This window comes from Sorangium sp. So ce321, assembly GCF_051530195.1.
GTDB lineage: Bacteria > Myxococcota_A > Polyangia > Polyangiales > Polyangiaceae > Sorangium.
This window is the reverse complement of the sequence record NZ_CP150329.1, coordinates 9,409,080-9,429,973: the sequence shown is the minus strand read 5'-3', so window position 1 is coordinate 9,429,973 and position 20,894 is coordinate 9,409,080. Positions and strand designations below refer to the sequence as shown.

The following is a 20,894-nucleotide window of genomic DNA, read 5'->3' as shown; positions in this document are numbered from 1 at the left end:
AATCCGAGCGGACCGGAACGCAGTGCATCGGCGGGCGCTGCCGGTGCCCGAGCGCCGAAGAAGAGAGCTGCTGTGAGCCCGGCGCCAGGGAGGAGGAGGGGGATCCCTGCGAGCGGGCGTGCCGTCCCGCCAGCGAATGCATCGCCACGCCGTGCGAGACGTCTCGGGACTGCCTGGGACCCGTGGACCCGCGGTGCGGCCAAGCTCTGTGCGTCGCCGGCGTCTGCAGGCTGGCCCTGCGCGAGCAGCTCGAACACCAGCTCGCTGGCGACTGTCGTGTCGTCAAATGCGATGACGAAGGGCAGATCCAGGTTGAGTACTCAGGGAGCGATGTCTTCGACGACGGCAACGAATGCACGATCGACGGCTGCATAGACGGAGCTGGCTCGCACCTGCCTCAGCTGACTGGGCCGTCGCCGGAGACGTCCGGATATTGCAAGGACGGCAAATGGGTTGGTTGTCTACGAGATGAGGACTGTGGAAACCCTTCTTATGCATGCTCTGCGTCCGGCAGGTGCGTCCATGAATGGTGCGAAAACGACATCCTGGATGTGTCCTCCGGAGAGACGGCACTCGACTGCGGTGGTCCGTGCGATCCCTGTGAATCCGGACAGCCTTGTGACAGCGACGACGATTGCATCGAGCAAATCTGCGAAGATGGGACGTGCGCTCACGCTCGCTGCAACGATCGTGTGCTCAACGGATCGGAGACGGACGTCGACTGTGGTGCCCCATCGTGCCCCGCCTGTGATCCAGGAAAGAAGTGCAGCTCCCACGAGTCATGCCAGAGCGGTGTGTGCGTGGATGGCGTGTGCCGCGAGGCGAGCTGTAGCGATGGGGTGATGAACGACGACGAGGCCGGTCTCGACTGCGGCGGACCTTGCGTTTCGTGCCCGCTGTACATCGACCGCCCAGACATCTGACACGAGGGATCATGAAGAGACAGAGGAGTTTCCCCGCGGTGCTCGCGGTGCCCATCGTCGCGTCGTCCTGGCTCGCTTGCTCGGACCCTCCGCCGCCTACCTACACGCCTCCGCCCGAGTGCCGAGCCACCACGGACTGTGCGCTCCCTTATAATGTGGACCCGAGATGCGGGGAGATGGCCTGCATCGAGGGCGCCTGCGAGCTCGAGCTGTTCGAGACATCGAGGAGCCAGTACCGAGGCGACTGTGAGATCACCCGCTGCCATGATGGCCAACGTGTCGCCGAGCGCGACGCAGACGATGTGTACGATGACGGCAACCCGTGCACCGAAGACGTCTGCGATCCGACAGGGCCCGTCAACAAGTACGTGGCACCTTCCCCTGCGCCGTCCGGCTCCGGCTTCTGCAATGGCAGTGGTCAGGAGGTTACATGTTTGTATGATGCGGACTGCGCAGATTCGACGCTGTACTGCTCCCTCCTCGGGGACTGCATCCCTCTCGAGTGCAAGAACGGCATGCTCGATCCTGATTTCGGGGAGACTGACACGGACTGCGGTGGTCATTGCGATCCTTGCAGGATAACGAAGCCGTGCAAGAACAAATACGACTGCATCACGGGCGTGTGCGGGCCAGACGGTACATGCTCGGTCGACAGGTGTCTTGATCACGTGCAGAACGGTAACGAGACCGACGTGGATTGTGGCTACGGCTGCTACCCATGTGCAGATGGCTACAAGTGCCGGACCAACGAGAACTGCGAGAGTGGCATTTGCTTCGCTGGGGAATGTCAGCCGCGCACCTGCAGCGACGGCCGGAGGAACGGCGAAGAGGAAGACGCTGACTGCGGTGGAGACTGCCCTCCGTGCAAGTAGCGAGGGTCCGCCGGCTGAGGATGTCAAGAGACTCGTCATGATTACATTACGAGCAGGAACATCCCGGCCATCGGAGCCCTTTTAGGGTTCACTGTCGGCTTCGCTCTTGGCATTGTCGCCCGAGAGGCCTCCTTTGGATGAGGCCGCTTCGCTGCACACGAGATCCCCGCTTCTGCACACTGCATCATGCATGGGAGGCCACGATCGGCTTTCTTGCAGCGGATGATCTTCAACAGCCCGATCGCGTCGAGCGACCCTTCCGTGGAGTCGTCCACAGCCTCGTCGTCCATCATCCGGCGCCCTCGTGCGCGCCCGGCGGGACCCGGCCCCGAGGGTGCTGAGCTCAAGGTGTGCCGTGGGCCGGCCACACGCTTACGAGCAGCCCGCCAGAACTGCCAGCAAATCGACCTGAGTCGCTCGGCATGCACGTGGAGGCGCGTCACACGCTTACGAGCAGCGCATCGGTTCCGTCAAAAAATCGACCTCAGTGGCTCATGGAGTGCGATCTGGAACGCCGCGGTGGAGCTCTTACGAGCAGCGACAAAAATCATTAAGGAAAATTCGTGAAACGAATGCGATCGCTCTGCGGCGCGGTCGCCCAGCGCGGCGCATTTCGACGGGCCACGAGGTGAAATCGATTTTCTCGGTCGGTGAGGAGGCCTAACGTCGTCTCCATGGGACGTGTACTGCAACAGCTGTTCGCCTTTCTTCTCTGGATGGCGGGCCTCGCGGTGCCGCTGATGCTCATCCACAACTTCGTGGCGGAGGAGCCGGAGGTGGACGCGATGGCGCGGGCCCAGGCGTGCGGGGGCGTGCAAGCTCCGTGTGACGAGCTCATGATCAGCTCCGTGCGCAGCTCGCTCGGCCGGAGCTTTCATCTCACCGTGCGAGGCGAGGACATCTCGATCCGGTGCAGGCGCGAGCACATCATCTTCGGGGAGTACCGGTGCACGCGCTGGCCGCCGGCGGCGCCGCCAGCTGCGGCGAGCTCCAGCCCCGTGGCCAGCTCCGCCGGGAGCGCCGTTCCAGCGCCGAGGAGCGGGAGCACGAAGCGCACGGCTCCGCTCCCGGGCGCGGGAAAGGCGGAAGGAAAGATGTAGGGCGCTCCCGGTGAGAGACCGTCCGCAGCAGATTTTCGCTGCGTCGACGCCGTAGGGCAGAACGTATGGCGCGACCGCCCCGGCGCCGCCGCCCCTCTCCGGCCATCAGCGCCTCGTCGTGACGCTCCTGGTCTGCGGCGTCACTCGATGAAGCGGTGCCAGGAGCATCCACCTGGGCTCGTTCGTCTCCGTGTGTCCCGACGAAGGCGACGGGTCCCTATGAGAGGGATCTCGGGGACATGGACGATTCCGAGCTCTTTCTTCCAGCAGGCTCAGCAGCATTTTCACGACGCCCGGGCACCTTCCCAGGCCCTCTCCAGCCGGGTAAGTCTCGCGCTCATGCCCAAGAAGCAGAATACAAATCACTACGACCGCTGGCACGACCAGGCCAAGGCCGCTGCTCAGACGGAGAACCCGCTCAAGGTGCCTTACGACGCCGCCCTCGAGGAGGCAGGGCAGGTGGCTGGATTCATCAACAAGCACTGGGAGCCCACCGGCACGTTGCCAGGGCTCAAGCGCGTCAGGGCTCCGCCCACGGACGGCGCTCGCCCACGGACGGCGCCGCTGAAACGCGGCGTCCGCCCACGGACGGCGCTCGCCCACGGACGGCGCTCGCCCACGGACGGCGCTCGCCCACGGACGGCGCTCGCCCACGGACGGCGCTCGCCCACGGACGGCGCCGCTGCAGCGCGGTGCCCGCTGCAGCGCGGCCTGTGGCCGGCGTGACGCCCGCCGAAGCCCGCGCGCGGGGCCGCCAGTTGCGCTAAGCCTCGAACTCGATGGCGCTCCAACCGATTCGCGTCGCCGCGCTCGCCCTCGTGGCGGGGCTCGTCCTCCTCGGATCTCCGGCCTGCAAGAAGGGCGAGGAGGCCTCGCCCGAGCAGGGGCGCAGGCCCGGAAAGGGGACGAGCTTCCCTGTCGAGGTCGTGCCCGTCGCCGCGGAGCGGGTCGAGTACGCCGTCCCCGCCGTCGGCACGGTCGAGGCGTTCGAGCAGGTGCAGCTCACCGCGCGCGTCGCCGGCGTCGTCGAGGCGGTCCGGTTCATGGAAGGCGACGAGGTCAAGGCGGGGCAGGTGCTCGTCGAGATCGACCCCGCCCGGTACAACCTCGCCGTCCGCGCGGCCCGCGCGACGCTCGACCGCATGACCGCCACGCAGGCCGAGGCCGTCGCGGGGCTCGAGCGGCGCGAGGCCGAGGGCGCCGAGGGCGTGTTCAGCAAGGAAGACGTCGCGTCCTGGCGGTCGAGATCGGCGATCACCTCCGCCCAGGTCGCCGAGGCGAAGATCGCCGTCGACCAGGCGCTCCTGAACCTGCGCGACGCCTACGTGCGCGCGCCCATCCAGGGGAAGATCCAGACGCGCACCGTGCAGACCGGCCAGCACGTGGCGGTCGGCACCGTGCTCGCGACGCTCCTCCGCCGCGACCCGCTCCTGCTCCGCTTCCAGATCCCAGCCCCCGACGCCCCGCGCGTCAGGCCCGACATGGAAGCGCGCTTCCAGGTGAAGGGCGACGCGCGGACCTACACGGCGAAGCTGACCCACGTCGCCGACGCGGCCGACCCCGCGACGCGCATGGTCGCCGTGACCGGCGAGGTGCAGGGCGAGGGCAAGGACCTGCTCCGCTCCGGCACGTTCGCCGAGGTGACCGTGCCCGTCGGCGCGAGCGGCGACGCGCCGGTGATCCCGCTGACCGCGGTGCGGCCGAGCGAGCGCGGGTTCCTCGCTTACGTGGTCGACGGCACCACCGCGCGCGAGCGCGTGCTCTCGCTGGGGCTGCGCACGCCGGACGGGCGCGTCGAGGTCAAGTCGGGGCTCTCGGCGGGGGAGCGCCTCGTGGTGCGCGGCGCGGAGGCGCTACGCGAGGGGGCGCAGGTCCGCGTCGGGCCGCCAGGCAGCCAGCCCGAAGGCCAGACCGCCGGGCACGCCAGGGAGGGCGCCGGCGCGACGCCGCCCTCATCGGCCGGCGCGGCGGCGCCGGTAGCCCCCGCCGGCGCGGCGCCGCCTTCGGTAGCCCCCGCCGGCGCGACGCCGCCCTCATCGGCCGGCGCGGCGGCGCCGGTAGCCCCCGCCGGCGCGGCGCCGCCCTCGTCGGCCGGCGCGGCGCCCGCGACCTCTCCCGCCAGCTCGACGCGGAGCGCGCCATGAGCCTCACCGAAGCGTGCCTCAGGAAGCCGGTCTTCGCCTGGATGCTGATGGCGGCGACCATCGTCTTCGGCCTCGTCGCCGTCTCGCGCATCGGCATCAGCCAGTTCCCCGACGTCGACTTCCCGACGATCACCATCTCCGCCACGCTGGAGGGCGCCGCCCCCGAGATCATGGAGCACGACGTGGTCGAGCCGCTCGAGGAGGCGGCCGTCCAGGTCGAGGGGATCCGGTCGATCACGTCGACGTCGCGCCAGGGCAGCGCCTCGGTCACCATCGAGCTCGACCTGTCGCGCGACGTCGACGTCGCGCTCCAGGACGTGCAGACGAAGATCTCCCAGGCGCAGCGCAACCTGCCGCTCGACCTCGACCCGCCGGTCGTCTCCAAGACGAACCCGGAGGACCAGCCGATCATGTGGGTCGGGCTCTCCGGCCCGTTCTCCCCCCAGCTCGTCGCCGACATCGCGCGCTACCGGCTGAAGGAGAAGCTCCAGACCGTGCCCGGCGTCGGCGAGCTGACCCTGGGCGGCTACCTCGAGCGCAACGTCCGCATCTGGATCGACGCCGACCGCCTCGCCTCGAAGGGGCTCACCATCGCCGACGTCACCGAGGCCCTGCGCCGCCAGCACATCGAGCTCCCCGCCGGCCGCCTGGAGACCGAGGGGCGCGAGGTGAACGTGCGGGTCATGGGGGAGGCGCTCGACCTCGCGACCTTCAAGAAGATCGTCATCGCCCAGGGCAGCCCCGGCGCCGCCGCGCAGCCGGGCGCCGCGGCCGGCGCGCTGGCCGGCCCGCCGTCGTCGGCGCGGTCCACGGTGTACCTGGAGGACGTCGCGCTCATCGAGGACGGCTTCGAGGACGTGCGCCGGCTCGCGCGCGTGAACGGCGAGCCCGCGCAGGGCCTCGGCGTGAGGAAGCAGCGCGGCTCGAACGCGGTCGAGGTCGCCAAGGGGGTCCGGGCCGCGCTCGCCGAGGTCCAGAAGACGCTGCCCGAGGGGATGAGCGTCGGGGTCAACTTCGACTCGACCAAGTTCATCGAGGAGTCGGTCCACGAGATCGAGCTCGAGCTCGGCATGGCGATCGCGCTCACGGCCCTGGTCTGCTGGATGTTCCTCGGGTCGCTCTCGAGCACGATCAACGTCGTCCTGGCGATCCCGATGTCGCTGCTCGGCACGGTGGCCGCGATCTACTTCCTCGGGTTCACGCTGAACACCTTCACGCTGCTCGGGCTCTCGCTCGCCGTGGGCATCGTCGTCGACGACGCGATCATGGTGCTCGAGAACATCCACCGGCACGCCGAGGGGGGGAAGGACCGCGTCCGCGCCGCGCGCGAGGGCACGGCCGAGATCACCTTCGCGGCGCTCGCCGCGACGCTCGCGGTCGTCGCGATCTTCATCCCGATCATCTTCATGGAGGGGGTGGTCGGCCGGTTCTTCCTCCAGTTCGGCGTGACCCTCTGCATCGCCGTGCTCCTCTCGTACCTGGAGGCGATCACCCTCGCGCCCGCCCGCTGCGCGCAGATCCTCGACGTCTCGCGCGAGGGCCGGGGCCGCGTCGGGCAGCTCGTCGACCGCGGCTTCGAGGCCCTCGCCCGCGGCTACGGCTGGATGCTCGTCCGGGCGCTCCGGTTCCCCGTCGCGGTCATCCTGCTCGGCGTCGGCCTCTTCGCGGGCGCGGTCGTCACCCTGCAGCGGCTCCCGACGGAGTTCGTCCCCTCGCAGGACCAGGGGCGGCTCCTCGTGCGCCTGCAGACAGCGGTCGGCTCGGACATCGAGGAGACGGATCGGCTCTTCCAGCGCGCCGAGCGGTTCGTGAGCGAGAACCCGGCGGTGGAGCGCGTCTTCTCCGTCGTCGGCGGCTTCGGCGGCGGCGGCGGCGTGAACGGGGGGATCCTGTTCGTCACCATGAAGCCGGCGGACGAGCGGAAGCTCTCGCAGGCCGACCTCCAGGGCGTGCTCCGCAAGGAGCTGAACGGCTACCCCGGCCTGCGCGCGGTGGTGCAGGACCTCTCCCAGTCGGGCTTCACGGCCCAGCGCGGGTTCCCGGTCGAGTTCTCGGTCCGCGGCCCCGATTGGGGTGAGCTCACGAAGCACAGCGAGCGCATCCGGGGCGAGCTCGCCCAGAGCGGCCTCGTCGTGGATCTCGACACAGACTACCAGCTCGGCATGCCCGAGCTCCGCATCGTGCCCGACCGGGCGCGCGCGGCGGACCTCGGCGTGAGCGTCGAGTCGATCGCGACGACGCTGAACACGCTGATCGGCGGCGGGCGCATCGCCAAGTACAACGACAACGGGCGGCGCATCGACGTCCGCGCGCGCCTGCTCGCGGAGCAGCGGAGCCGGCCCGAGGACCTCGCGCGCATCCAGGTGCGGAGCGCGTCGGGGGCGCTGGTGCCGCTGACGTCGGTCGTCAACTACGAGGAGCTCCCTGCGCTGCAGGCGATCACGCGCCGCGACCGCGAGCGCGCGATCTCGATCTTCGGCAACGTCGCGCCGGGGCACTCGCAGGGCGAGGCGGTCGCGCGGGTCGAGGCGCTCGGACGGGACCTGCCGGCCGGCTACCGCCTGGTGCTGGGCGGCGCGAGCGTGACGTTCCGCGAGTCGATGGGCGGCCTCCTCTTCGCGCTCGTGCTCGGGATCCTGGTCGCTTACATGGTCCTCGCGTCCCAGTTCAACTCGTTCCTGCACCCGATCACGGTGCTGACGATCCTGCCGCTGTCGATCGCGGGCGCCGCCTTCGCGCTGCTCTTCGCCGGGCAGACGCTGAACATCTTCAGCATGATCGGGATCCTCCTGCTCATGGGGATCGTGAAGAAGAACTCGATCATCCTGGTGGATCACGCCATCGAAGTGCGAGGCGGGCACGGCGAGGGGGCAGGGGAGGCGATGGACGCCCGCGCGGCGATGCTCCGCGCCGGCCCGGTGCGGCTGCGCCCGATCCTGATGACCTCGATCGCGACGTTGATGGCCGCGGTCCCGTCGGCGCTGGCGCTCGGCCCCGGCGCCGAGATCCGGGCCCCGATGGCCGCCGCGGTCATCGGAGGACTGCTCGTCTCGACGGCGCTCAGCCTCCTCGTCGTGCCGGCGTTCTACGTGCTCGCCGACGACGTGCAGGGCCGCGTCGCGCGGCTCCGGACGCGGCGCGCAGGGCGACGCGCGCCCGCCAGCACGGCGCACCCGGCCACGCCGCAGCAATAGCGGCGCCCCGCTCGCTGCCGGAGCGCCCGATCGACAGGCGCCTTGCCGATCCGAGCCTCTCGGCCCACCTGTTCGTCCACAAGCTCGACTACCACACGCCCTGCTACCCGACGAGAGGTGGAGTTGGACAGGCACAGTCTCCGCATCGACCGCGGCAACATGACACGCTGACAGTACGATTGTGGTGGCAGCGCGATCCGCATCGCCGATGCTGCTCGACTCGGGCTTGGTCCAACGGCGCTGGCGATCGACGAGACGGGCTTTTGACGCGCTGATCGGCTTCGCGCTGGTCGGGCAGTCCGGCAATGACGCGGTCCGGCGCCCACCCCTCTTACGCGGCGCTCCGAAGGAGCCCCGCCAGCCTTGTCCTCCCTCGGGCCCGAGGATACCCGCGGGGCGGTCGATTGGAATTGACACCGGCAATGTGAGCGTTCACATTGCAGTCGAGGGCTATCCGATTGTTTCGGTTTGCTCGGGTCCTCATCAGTACCGAGCTCTTCGTCAATCTGATCCATTCGGTTGTATTTTACACTGATCCTGTTCGCTCGGTCGTCGCGGAAGCGATGGCTGGTCGATGGTCATTGGTGTTTTGTCAAGAGCGATCCACCAGAGGACGCGACAACCCTCGCTTGCTGGACGGCTGTCGTGAAATCCTGGGTGCTGCCGCTGCATGCCGAGCTTTTGCGGTAGGTACTCCCGAGGGACCCCGCCGTGCGCACGAACAAGATCCCCGTCCGGTCGATCTGGTCGGGCGTACGCGGCAGGCCGCCCTGCGGCTCGAATCGTTTCGTTTCCTTTTTACCTCATTCCGGTACGTAGGAGTCCCGTGATGCAAGATCAAACGTTCAGACGACTCGCCTTTTGTGTCACCCTTGCGAGCTCGGTCGCGATTTCGTGCGCCTCCGCCGAGTCCGACTCGAACAACGACGGAGGGGGCGGAGCGACGGCGACCAGCTCCGTCAGCAGCGCGAGCGGCAGCGGCGGTGCGACCTCTAGCAGCACCACCACCGTGGCTGGGACCGGCGGTGACAACAGCGGCGGGAGTGGCGGGGCTGAGCCGACCGGCAGCGGCAGTGCTGGCACGGGTGGCTGGCCCGAAGGAGCCATTCCCATGGGGAACGCGCCTGTGCCGAGCGCGGGGTGCGGCAAGGCGACCACGTTGACGACCAAGGAGTATACGATCTCAAGCTCGGGCCAAAATCGCGTGTACTACGTCGATATGCCCAAGAACTACGACATGAACAAGCCCTACCGGCTGTTCTACACCTCACATTGGATCGGCAGCCGCTGGCAAGACGTCGAGGGGCAAGACTTCTACTTCCTCAAACCGCAGCTGGAGGCCGACGGAGAGCAAGCCATCTTCGTGGCCCCCTCCTCGGACGGTGCAACGTGGCAAGAGAAGGACCACGCGCTGTTCGACGACATCATGGCGCTCATGAATGAAAGTGTCTGCTACGACACGACCCGCGTGTTCGCGACCGGCTTCAGCTTCGGAGGGATGATCACCTATTCGCTGTCGACGAACCATCAAGCGGAGATCCGTGCGGCCGTGGGCATCGCCCCGGCCAACTACAACATCTGGTTGCCTGAAAAGACACGTAAGCCCATTGCTTGGATGCACACGACGGGCATGACCGACGGGACGTGCCCCTGGGTGAACAACGAAGCTCAAAAGAGAGGGGCCAAGTTCATCGCCCTCGAAAAAGCTGAGGACAACGGCTGCACGATTCCGACCGACATCCCGACTTCAAACGGCGCGTACAGCTGCTACGATTTCCAGGATTGCGATCCGGAACATCCGACGCGGGTGTGCACCTTCGGCGGCGGGCACACGAACATCGACGGCAATCCGAACTGGATTCCCATCGAGTCGTGGAAGTTCTTCAAGCAGTTCTGACCGACGTCCTCGCCGCGGACGGGACCCTCGCCCGCGCGCAGCGCCGCGCTCGGGGCGTCTCGCCTGCAGGGGAACAGGGGCCGCCTCCAAGCGCCCGAGCTGGGAGCTGATTCAGCCCTTCGACTTCACGGGGCGGAGCGGGTGCAGGGAGGCCGCCAGGCTCCGCGCGTTGCGCGTCTGCAGGGAGACCTGCCCGGTGCCGTCGAAGTCCGCCAGTCCCGCAAACGCCTGTTCGTTGGGCCCGCGTTGGGCCACGCCGGAAGACGAATCGGCCAAGCGTCAGTCGCAACCCGTTGAAATAACAGATATTTCTTCTGCCGACGCCTCGGCGCCGGAGAGGTCCTCCCGGTTCACCTCCGGATGCCGGCGCGGCCTCGCCGGATGAGGACGCCCGCCGCCGCGAAGCAGGCGGCTTCGCCCGCCGCACCGCCGCGATCCACCGGCGCGCGTCCGCGCACGCTCGCCGGACCCATGGCCGCGACAGGCCCTCGACATCCTGCTTCGTGCGCGCCTACTTTGCGCCGAGGCCGACGACAGACGCCATGACCGCCCCTCAGAACCCGCTGCTCAACGACCGCGACGTCGAGTTCCTCCTCTACGAGGTGCTCGACGCGCCGCGCCTCTGCGAGCTCCCCCATTTCGCCGATCACGCGCGGGAGACGTTCGACCTCTACCTCAAGAGCTGCCGGCGGTTCGCGCGCGACGTGCTGTTCCCGACCTACAAGCCGGTGGACGAGTCCCCGCCCCGCTTCGAGGGGGGCGCCATCAAGGTCCACCCCGCGCTCAAGCAGGTCTTCCGGCCGATGGTCGAGCTCGGGGTGCTCGCCGCGACGCGGCCGGCGGCGGTGGGGGGCCAGCAGCTGCCGCTCGTCGTCGCGACCCTCGCCGGCGCCTACCTGATGGCGGCCAACCTGAGCGCGTGCAGCTACCTCGGCCTGACCACGGGCGCGGCGCACCTCATCGAGACCTTCGGCGACGACGCCCTGAAGGCCGCGTTCATGACCCGGATGTACGCCGGCGAGTGGACCGGGACGATGGCGCTCACCGAGCCCCAGGCAGGCTCGAGCCTGGCCGACGTGCAGACGCGCGCGGCGCGGACCGAGGCCGGGCACTACCTCGTCCGCGGGTCGAAGATCTTCATCTCGGGCGGGGATCACGACCTCACCGAGAACATCGTCCACCTCACGCTCGCGCGCATCGAGGGCGCGCCGCCGGGCATCAAGGGCGTGAGCCTGTTCGCCGTGCCCAAGCGGCGGCCCGAGCGGGGGACCGAAGGCGGGCAGCTCGTCCCGAACGACGTGGAGGTCGCCGGCATGATCCACAAGATCGGCTGGCGCGGGCTCCCGAGCCTGTCGATGAGCTTCGGCGAGCGGGGGGACTGCCACGGCTACCTCGTGGGCAGCCCCCACCAGGGCATCGCCTACATGTTCCAGATGATGAACGAGGCCCGGATCATGGTGGGCGTCAACGCCGCGGCGACCGCCTCGGCGGCCTACCACGAGGCGCTCGGCTACGCGCTCGTCCGGCCGCAGGGCCGGCGGCTCGGCTCGAGGGACCCGGCGGCGCCGCAGGTGCCGATCATCGAGCACGCCGACGTGCGCCGCATGCTGCTCCGGCAGAAGGCCATCGTGGAGGGCAGCCTGGCGCTGCTCGCGACGACCGCGCTGTTCGCCGACCTCGCCGCGCACGCCGCGGACGCCGAGGAGCGGGCGCGCGCCCAGCGGCTCCTCGACCTGCTCACGCCCGTCGCCAAGACGTTCCCCGCCGAGAAGGGGTTCGAGTCGAACGCCCTCGCGGTCCAGGTCCACGGCGGCTACGGCTACTCGAGCGAGTACCTGCCGGAGGCGTGGCTCCGGGACCAGAAGCTCAACTCGATCCACGAGGGGACGACGGGCATCCAGGGCCTGGACCTCCTCGGCCGCAAGGTCGTGGCCGAGGGCGGCGCGGCGCTCAGGGCGCTCGGCGGCGAGATCCAGCGGACCCTCGGCCGGGCGCAGCGGGCCGGGGTCGAGCCCGCGTGGGGCGAGCGCCTGGGCGCGGCGGCGTCGCTGCTCGACGAGGTGACGGCGCACCTCGCGGAGGCGGGGGCGCGCGGCGACGTCGACCGGATGCTGCGGCACAGCGCGGACTACATGGAGCTCGCCTCCACCGTCGTGATCGCCTGGCAGTGGCTCGAGATGGCCGCGGCGGCCCGGGAGGGGCTGGCCCGGGGCTCCTCGCCAGCGGGCTTCCTCGAGGGCAAGCTCTGCGCGGCGCAGTACTGGTTCTCGACGGAGCTGCCCCGGGTCGACGCGCTCGCCGCGCTCTGCCGCTCGGGCGAGGACTCGTACGCCAGGATCGAGCCGGCGTGGTTCTGAGGCGCGGGGCGGCGCGGGATGCGCGCGCGGACACGGGGAGAGGAGCTGTCGCATGAAGAGGGTCGTCATCCTGGTCGGGCACGGGGCGCCGGCGGCGGATTGTCCGCGCGAGCTCGTGACGCGCCTCAAGGCGCTGGAGGGCCGCCGCGCGGCGGGCGGGGGCGGCGCGCCGGGCCACGAGGAGCGCGAGCTCGAGGCGAAGGTCCGCGCCTGGCCGCGCACGCCGGAGAACGACCCCTACCGCGCCGGCATCGAGCGCCTGGCCGCGGAGCTCGCGCCGCTGCTCGGCGGCGCCGAGCTCCTCGTCGCCTACAACGAGTTCTGCGCCCCGACGCTCCCCGAGGCCGTCGCGACGGCGGTCCAGCGGGGCGCGACGGAGATCGCGGTGGTCCCGTCGATGCTGACCCCGGGGGGCGTGCACTCCGAGGTGGAGATCCCGGAGATCATCGCGCAGCTGCGCGCCGAGCACCCCTCGGTTGCGCTCCGCTATGCCTGGCCCTTCGACCTCTCGGAGGTCGCGCGCCTGCTCGCCGCCCAGCTCGCGCGGGACCTCGGCTAGCCCTGCGCAGTTGTTCCCGGTATGTCCGTGGAGCAACAACTTGGAGAGCTCACCTTGTCCCTGCCCAGTGATTACGCTACCTGATTGACGCCACCTTCAGGGGTGGCCGGACATCGGCAAGGTGAACGGAATTACTCGACGCGTTGCTCCTTGCTTGACACGAGACCCCAAAACCCCTCCACCAGGAGAGCGAGATGTACGTCCCGACGACGGCGATCCGGCCTCAGCTCGATATTCGCGCCCAGGCGCCCGTGCCGACGAAGCACGGTGTGTTTCAGATGTTGGTGTTCCACTGGGGTGGAACCACGAGCTCCGAGCAGGGGCTCTCACCCGACCACGTCGCGCTTGTGATGGGCGACGTGCGTGGCAAGTCGGACGTCACGCTGCGCGTGCACTCCGAGTGCCTCACGAGCGAGGTCTTCGGCTCGCTGAAGTGCGACTGCCGCGAGCAGCTCGAGGCTTCCCAGGCCGAGATCGGCCGCCGCGGGCTCGGCGTCGTGCTCTACCTGCGGCAGGAGGGGCGCGGCATCGGGCTCGCCAACAAGATCCGCGCGTACCAGCTCCAGGCGTTCGGTCACGACACGGTCGACGCCAACCGCATCCTCGGGCTGCCCGACGACGCCCGCGGCTATGAGCCCGCGGCCGCGATGATCGATCACCTCGGCATCGAGTCGATCCGGCTGCTCACGAACAACCCGGACAAGGTCGACGCGCTCCGCGCGCTCGGCGTGAGGATCTCCTCGCGCTCGCCGGCGCTCGTCGCGGCCAACCCCTTCTCCGCGCCCTACCTCGAGGCGAAGCGCCTCCGCATGGGCCACGTCATCCCGTCGCTGCGTGACGGCGCGGCCGGCGAGCGCGCCGCGGCCAGCGACGCCGAGTAGCGCCGGGCCGTCGCAGGAGCGGGCGCGACCCCCCGCGCGGGGAGATCGCGCCGCCGCGGCGCCCGCTACTTCTTCGCCGCGTCCTTCAGCCGCGCCTTGAGCTTCGCGGCGTAGCCTTCCTTGTTCTCCTGCTTCACCCGGCCGATCGCGAGCGCCTCCGCCGGCACGTCGCGGGTCACTGTCGTGCCCGTCGCCACGTAGGCGCCCGCGCCGATCTTCACCGGGGCGACGATCTGCGAGTCGCTGCCGATGAAGGCGCCGGGGCCGATCTCGGTCCGGTGCTTCCGGAAGCCGTCGTAGTTGCAGAAGATCGTCCCGGCGCCGACGTTCGCGCCCTCGCCGATATCGCCGTCGCCGAGGTAGGCGAGGTGGTTCGCCTTCGCGCCCTTGCGGACCACCGTCTTCTTGGTCTCGACGAAGTTGCCGATGTGCGCGTCGGCCTCGATCTGGCTGTCCGGGCGGAGGTGCGAGAACGGCCCGATCTGCGCGCCGGCGCCGATCGACGACTGCGAGGCGACCGTGTACGGCTTCACCGAGGCGCCCGCCTCGACGACGACGTCCGTGAGGACCGAGCCCACGTCGATGCGCGCGCCCGCGCCGACGCGCGTCTGGCCCCGCAGCACCACCGCGTGCTCGATGACCGCGTCCGCCTCGACGGCCACGCCGGCGTCGACGCGGGCGCTCGTCCTGATCGTGACGCCGCTCTTGCGCAGCCGGTCGGCGATGCGGCCGTAGAGCACCTCCTCGGCCGCGGCGAGCTGCGCGCGGTCGTTGATGCCCACGAGCGAGCCGGCGTCCCTGGCCACGACCGCCGCGGCGCCGCCGGCCTTCGCCGCCTGCGCGACGATGTCGGTCAGGTAGAGCTCGCCCTGCGCGTTGTCGGTCGTCAGGCCGGCGAGCGCGCGCTCTAGGAACGCGCTGCGGGCGAGGTAGACGCCGGGGTTCACCTCGGTGATCGCGCGCTCCTCGGGGCTCGCGTCCTTGTGCTCGCGGATGCCGATCACGCGGCCCGAGCCGTCGCGCAGCATCCTGCCGTAGCCGGTGGGGTCGGCGACCTGCGCGGTGAGCAGCGCCATCGGCGCGTCGCTCGCGCCGGAGAGCGCGTCGAGGAGCTGCGTCAGCTGCCCTGGATCGAGCAGCGGCGTGTCGCCGCACAGGATCAGGACGGCCTCGGTGCTCGGCTTCAGCTGCGGCATGGCGCAGCGCACCGCGTCGCCGGTGCCGCGCTGCTCGGGCTGGAGCGCGGTGCGGACGCTCTTTCCGTGGGCGCTGAACGCCTTGTCCAGGGCCGCGGAGACCTCGTCGCGGCCGTGGCCGACCACGACGACGACGTCCGAGGCGCCGGCGGCCAGGGCCGCGTCGACGACGTAGTGGAGCATCGGCCGGCCGCAGAGCTCGTGGAGCACCTTCGGTCGGGCGCTCTTCATGCGGGTCCCTTGTCCGGCGGCGAGGATGACAGCGGTGAACGGGGCTTGTTGGGCGGTCGCCATCGCCCCGCAGCCTAACACCGTCGGGCCCGCCGCCGTCTCCCTCGCAGTACAGAGAACGTGGAGAATACGCGCCGCGCTGCCATCCAGCTCACCGGCATGGGCAGGAAGTGCCTACGCACCTGGAGCGTAATCGTCTACCCTGGAGGCGTATCGGGGAGGTTGTCCTCTATGCGCAGGCGTACGCTGCGTTGCTCGGCCGCGGGTGTGTTTCGGCTGGTTGCGCTCGTCGCCGCCGGGGCGGTTGCTGCCTCTTGTCACGAGCCGCTCGACACGCGGCGGGTAGCGCCCCCCAGGGCGACGCTGGGCGACGACGTCTTCGGCGTGCTCTGCGACCGCGTGGGCGCGTCGAGCCTGAACGAGGACCACACCGGCGCCTCGTACCAGCGCGTCTGTCACTACGACAGCGCGGGCCATTACGAGGACAGGGTGGACGCGTCGCTGCTGCCGCCGGTCTCCGGCGAGAAGGCGGAGCGGGCGCGCAGGCTCGGGGTGGCCAAGGTCGAGACCATGGCGCGGTGGCGCGGCGACCTCGTGCGCGCCGTCAACGCCGCGGTGCCGGACGTCGAGATCGACAACGTCGCGGCCGGGGAGGGGGGCGGCAAGATCCGGCTGCACGACGCCTTCCTGAGCCTGTCGCAGACGATCGCGCCGCTCTACGAGACGAACCCGTTCGACAGGGAGGGGCCGCCGGTCCTGCCGGCGTCGACGCGCGGGATCGGGCGGCTTTCGGCGGCGTTCGCCGGCAGCGAGGAGGCGTCCGGCAAGCTCGCGCAGATCGGGGAGCGGCGGGGCTACCGGCCGGCCGGCGTGGCGCTCGGCGCGGCGCGCGCGGCGCTCGAGTACCCGGAGCTCCGCGCGATGACGCGGGCGTCGCTCGATGTCCTCGGCCCCGGCGGGACGGGCGCGGCGGCGCTCCAGGCGCTCTTCGCCGCCGGCAAGAGAGAGCTGCTCGCGCTGGAGCCGGCGACGTCGAGCGCGGAGCCGCTCGTCGTCGATCCGGCCACCGCCCAGCCGAGCCGGCCGCGCACCCTGGCCGAGCTCGCGGGCGCGGTGGCGCTCGCGGAGCACCCGAGCTTCGCCGAGCGCGACACGGCGCCGCCGCGCTACATCGCGCGCCGCGATCGACGCGGCTTCGCGCTCCCCGCGGGCGACGGCGTGCCCGCGCCGTTCGCCGACGAGGACGGCGACGGCCTCGCCGACGTCGACGCGTTCGGCCGCTTCGTCGACGCGTCCGGGGAGCCGCTCCCCGTCGATCCGCCGTTCGCCGTGCCCGGCGTCGAGCCGTCGCAGGAGCCGGACCGGTTCGGGCGCCCGTCGCCGGAGCTGTACACGTACATCGACACGTCCCGCACGCTCGCCGCCGCGGCGCTCCGCAGCCTCGCGCCGCTCGTCGACGGGACCCGCTACGCGGGCGAGGGGGACGCCGAGCCGTGGAAGACCGAGCACGAGGGGCTCATGTACGCCCTCGCCGGCTCGTACCTGCTCTACGGCGACCGCGAGCAGGCAAGCTACGATTTCGCGCGGGACAAGGCCCTGCCGGCGAGCGAGAAGTGCGACGGCTGCCTGCAGTACCGCCGCTTCCGTGGCGAGGACTCGCCGCTCGCCGACCTGGCGCACGCCGTCGGCCAGGTGCTCGCCGACAGGGACTCGGACGCCCTCCTCGCCGCGCTGATCGACCTGCTCGAGAACCACGAGGGGGAGCTCGCCCGCATGGCCGGCGCGGCGCTGCGCATCCGCGATCTCGCCCGCGAGCACGACCGGCTGGCCGCCGAGGGCAAGGAGGCTGTCGCGCAGCTCGCCGACGGGGCGCCGCTCGGGGACGAGCTGGCGGCGGTGCTCGACAGGGCCGTCGAGCAGCCGGGGCTCGTGGCGCGCCTGCTCGAGGCGCTCGCGAGCGACGCGCTCCTCACCCCGCACGGCAGGGCGCAGCACGCGGGCGACGCTGTCGCGACGATGCTCAGGACCCGCGACCAGCTCGCGTACAACCCCGCCGACCTGAACGGCCCGGCCATCAACCTCACGGTCGGGGCGCCCTCGACGGTGGACCCGCGGACGCCGGTCGACCCGACGAAGCCGAGGAGCGGCGACAACCGCTCGGCCATGGAGCGGCTGATGCAGCTCATGCACGACACCGCCGGGGTGCGGCAGTGCAACAAGGAAGGCGCGGTCGTGAGCGTCTTCAACGTCACGGTGCCCTTCCTCGACTTCGACGAGTGCGAGCTGTTCCAGATCGACAATCTGGCGGCCTTCTACCTCGGCTCCCTGCTCCCGGAGGGGCACCCGAAGCGGTCCGAGCTCGAGGTGAAGCCCTCGGCCCTCGCGCTCGTCGTGACCGACTCCTTGCTCGAGGACTCCAGCGACATCACCGGGTTGACGAGCCATCCCACGCCGGCCGCGCTGAGCCGGCTCATCTACTTCGGGGCAGACTCGGAGCGGTACCCGGGCCTGCCGGACCTCGACCCGCTGCGGACCCAGGCGAACGAGACGACGAACCTGTTCATCTCGGGGACGCTCGAGCCGGCCGGCACGATCCATTGCCCGAGGAACGCGCTGGGCGTGAACGAGTGCAGCACCCCGGAGAACCTGATCCGGGTGCGCCACCCGGGGACGACCTTCCTGATCGAGCGGCTCGGGCTCGGCGACTACCTGAGCCCCATCGTGGCGGCGTTCGCCGAGGTCGCCCCCGACACCACAGGAGAGGAGATCCTCATCGACCTCTTCAGCACGGCGTACCGGCACTGGCCGGGCAAGGAGCACGGGCCGGAGTGCATCAAGGCCGGCTCGCCGGCGACCAACACGATGTACTGCTCGGAGGCGGGCGCCAGCTCGTACGAGCCGCTCCTCGCCGACGCGCTCCAGGCCGAGGACGTCATCGCGTCGTCGGTCGCCTTCGCCCGGATGGCGATCGACCCGTCGGCCGCGGTGACGGTGCAGCGCGGCCCGAGGGCCGGGCAGGCCTGGACGAAGGCGCAGGCGTTCGAGAAGCTCGCGCGGATCCTCTTCAGCACCCGCTACGCCGCCGGCATGGGCATGGTCGACCGGTGGGGGAAGAAGAAGGCGACGTGGGCCGACGGCAGGACGCAGGAGCAGCTCACCGTCTTCACCCTGATCGCCGACGCCCTGAACGGCATCGACGCCCGCTTCGAGCAGAGCAGCGCCCCCGACGCCGCGGAGCGAAGGGGCCAGTGGAAGCGCGCCACGGACGAGCTCGTGGACGCGCTCCTCGCGGTCGAGGGGTCAGGGCCGGAGGCCCGGTTCAAGAACCGCGCGCTCCCGCGGATGGGCGCCGTGGTCCTGCGCGCGCTCCGCGAGCAGCTGAACGCGCGCTGCCCGGATCGCGAGGCGACCGGGCGGTGCGCCTGGGCGCAGAAGGAGCTCGGCGCGAAGGTGGTCGACCTGGTGAGCCACCCGCTCTTCGCGGGCCTCGCCGACGTGACGGAATCGCTCCGCGGCCACGAGCCGGCGCGGCGGGAGGTCGAGCGGTTCCTCACCGCCATGCTCGACGCGGACGGGGACAGCGGCGCGTTCCCGGCGCTGCTCGCGACGGCGGTGGACGGCGCCCAGCTCCTCGTCAACGACGACGTGCTCGCGCCGCTGCTCAGGACAGCGGCCGTGGCGCTGAGCCCGGAGGGGGACGCCGACGGCCCGGGCGCTGTCGACGCCGGGCTCGAGGCGCTCAAGGCGCTCAACGACGATCGCTACGACAGGTACCACGCGCTGGATCACGTGCTCCCGGCGCTGGTGAAGCCGATGGCGGACGGCCGCGCGCCGATCCAGGTGTTCCTGGACGCGATCGCCGACGTGAACCGCATCGACGCCGAGAGCGCCGCGCCCCTCACGGCGGAGGACTATCGTCAGGTGTTCGGCTCGGCGAGGGACTTCCTGCTCGATGAGACCCGCGGGCTCGAGCAGATCTACGCCATCATCAAGGATCGACCGCGCGAGTGAGCCGCGTGCAGAAGCCCATGACCCGCGCCGCGCTCCTCGCCGTGTCCGCCGCGGGAGCGCTCGTCCTGCGCCAGGGCGAGGCGGGCGCCGCCGGCATGTACCTCACCGATCGCGGCGTCCGCCCGTCGTCCCGCGGCGGGGCGTACATCGCCGGCGGCGACGATCTCGGCGCCATCGCCTACAACCCGGCGGGCGTCTACGAGGCCGGCACCCAGGTGCTCGTCGACGCCGGGCTCGTCGAGTGGCGCAGCCAGTACACGCGCCAGGCGCTCCTGCGGCAGGTCGACCCGAACACCGGCGAGCCGACCGGCGCGAGCTTCGTGCAGACGATGGAGCCCGTGACCGGCAGCGCGCCGATGCTGCCGATCCCCACGCTGGCGGCGTCGCTCCAGGTCGACCGGCAATGGGTCGTCTGGGGCGGGGTGTGGGCGCCGTACGCGGCCATCTCCAGCTACCCGGAGCAGGTGAAGGGGATGCCGGCGCCGCAGCGGTACGCGCTGCTCGACATGGATGGCTCGGCGCTCGCGTTCCTCGGGGCGGGCGCGGCGTACGCGCCGTCGCCCGCGTGGCGCTTCGGGGCCTCGATCGGCGCGGTGGTCGGCGCGTTCAACAGCCGGATGGTGGCCTCCGGGTGCGTCCCCGAGCGGATGTTCTGCGCGCCCGAGGACCCGGAGTGGGACATCCAGTCCGAGCTCTCGGTCGGGCCGATCCTCGCGCCGACGGGCCAGCTCGGGGCGCTCTTCGTCCCGAGCCGGGCGTGGCGCGTCGGCCTCGCCTTCCAGCTGCCCGTCTGGGTGCGCGCGCCGGCCACCATCCGGGCGCGGCTCCCCGCGGCGCCCGTGTTCGAGCGCGCCGTCCAGGAGGGCGAGGACGCCGACGTCTCGTTCGACCTGCCCTGGATCCTCCGCGCCGGGGTGGAGGCGCGGGTCGTGGACGACCTGCGCGTGGAGCTCGGGCTGGGCCTCGAGGGCTGGGGCATGCACGACGACATCCTCGTCGAGCCCGAGGACCTGGTGCTCCGGGATGTCGCCGGTTTTCCTGAGGAGTTTCGCGCCCCTGCGGTCGAGTACCCCCGGCGGTTCGAGAGCTCGTTCTCCGCGCGGCTCGGCGGCGAGTATTCCGTCGAGCTCGCGGGCCGGCGGTGGGATCTGCGCGCTGGCGTGAGCTTCGAGCAGAGCGCTGTCCCGCCCGAGTACCTGTCGGTCCTCACGATCGACGCGACGAAGGTGACCACCGCCGCCGGCCTCGGCGTTCACCTCGGCCGGTGGCGCCTCGACGCGAGCTACGCGCACGTGTTCGTGGCGGGCGTGACGGTCGATCCAGGGGACGCGCGGGTCCCGCAGGTGAGCCCGGTGCGGGCGAACCCGCCGGAGGACCCGAACTTCATCAATGGCGGCGCCTACACCGCCCGCGCCAACGTGGTGGGCCTCGGCGTGGCCTATACCTTCGAGGCGGCGCCGGAGCAGAAGAAGCAGGATTGAGCGCGGCGGGAGCGAGCGGGGCGGCGCGCGCGGCGCCGCGTCGACGGC

12 protein-coding genes are annotated in these 20,894 nt (G+C 70.8%); 11 read left to right on the top strand and 1 reads right to left on the bottom strand.

The genetic code is table 11. The features are described 5' to 3' along the window. Window positions 1-934: 934 nt before the first annotated feature. The 9 genes from WME89_RS34780 to ribA all read left to right on the top strand — a co-directional run bounded on the left by WME89_RS34780 (window position 935) and on the right by ribA (window position 13,927). Window positions 935-1,795, top strand: coding sequence for a hypothetical protein (locus WME89_RS34780; protein ID WP_438003945.1), 861 nt, complete (start codon window positions 935-937; stop codon window positions 1,793-1,795). A gap of 674 nt (window positions 1,796-2,469) precedes the next feature. Further along, window positions 2,470-2,895: a hypothetical protein gene (locus tag WME89_RS34775; protein WP_438003944.1), complete on the top strand. Its 426-nt coding sequence runs from the start codon at window positions 2,470-2,472 to the stop codon at window positions 2,893-2,895. Between the two features lie 339 nt (window positions 2,896-3,234). After that, entirely contained in the window at window positions 3,235-3,621 is a 387-nt protein-coding gene (locus tag WME89_RS34770) for a hypothetical protein (protein ID WP_438003943.1), read from the top strand. A gap of 53 nt (window positions 3,622-3,674) precedes the next feature. After that, a complete protein-coding gene (locus tag WME89_RS34765) occupies window positions 3,675-5,039 on the top strand; it encodes an efflux RND transporter periplasmic adaptor subunit (RefSeq protein WP_438003942.1) in 1,365 nt (454 codons plus the stop codon). Then, window positions 5,036-8,233 carry an efflux RND transporter permease subunit gene (locus tag WME89_RS34760; protein ID WP_438003941.1) on the top strand — a complete coding sequence of 1,066 codons (3,198 nt, stop codon included), beginning with the start codon at window positions 5,036-5,038 and terminating at the stop codon, window positions 8,231-8,233. The genes WME89_RS34765 and WME89_RS34760 overlap by 4 nt, the downstream gene beginning before the upstream one ends. An 829-nt stretch (window positions 8,234-9,062) precedes the next feature. Beyond that, complete coding sequence (locus WME89_RS34755) at window positions 9,063-10,130, top strand: alpha/beta hydrolase family esterase (protein ID WP_438003940.1); 1,068 nt, start codon at window positions 9,063-9,065, stop codon at window positions 10,128-10,130. 542 nt (window positions 10,131-10,672) lie between these two features. Continuing rightward, window positions 10,673-12,487, top strand: coding sequence for an acyl-CoA dehydrogenase (locus WME89_RS34750; protein WP_438003939.1), 1,815 nt, complete (start codon window positions 10,673-10,675; stop codon window positions 12,485-12,487). A 52-nt stretch (window positions 12,488-12,539) separates the two neighbouring features. Continuing rightward, window positions 12,540-13,046: a sirohydrochlorin chelatase gene (locus tag WME89_RS34745; RefSeq protein WP_438003938.1), complete on the top strand. Its 507-nt coding sequence runs from the start codon at window positions 12,540-12,542 to the stop codon at window positions 13,044-13,046. Window positions 13,047-13,240: 194 nt separating this feature from the next. Continuing rightward, on the top strand, window positions 13,241-13,927 hold the full coding sequence (gene ribA, locus WME89_RS34740; protein ID WP_438003937.1) for a GTP cyclohydrolase II: 687 nt from the start codon (window positions 13,241-13,243) through the stop codon (window positions 13,925-13,927). Between the two features lie 65 nt (window positions 13,928-13,992). Here ribA and glmU read toward each other — a convergent pair whose 3' ends face one another. Continuing rightward, window positions 13,993-15,417, bottom strand: coding sequence for a bifunctional UDP-N-acetylglucosamine diphosphorylase/glucosamine-1-phosphate N-acetyltransferase GlmU (glmU, locus tag WME89_RS34735; protein WP_438003936.1), 1,425 nt, complete (start codon window positions 15,415-15,417; stop codon window positions 13,993-13,995). Window positions 15,418-15,621: 204 nt separating this feature from the next. On the opposite strand from glmU, the gene WME89_RS34730 reads away from it, so the two are divergent. Both WME89_RS34730 and WME89_RS34725 read left to right on the top strand, forming a co-directional pair. Beyond that, entirely contained in the window at window positions 15,622-19,365 is a 3,744-nt protein-coding gene (locus WME89_RS34730; protein ID WP_438003935.1) for a hypothetical protein, read from the top strand. After that, the gene (locus WME89_RS34725; protein ID WP_438003934.1) at window positions 19,362-20,846 is read left to right on the top strand and encodes an OmpP1/FadL family transporter; all 1,485 of its coding nucleotides are present in this window, start codon (window positions 19,362-19,364) and stop codon (window positions 20,844-20,846) included. The genes WME89_RS34730 and WME89_RS34725 overlap by 4 nt, the downstream gene beginning before the upstream one ends. Window positions 20,847-20,894 lie beyond the last annotated feature (48 nt).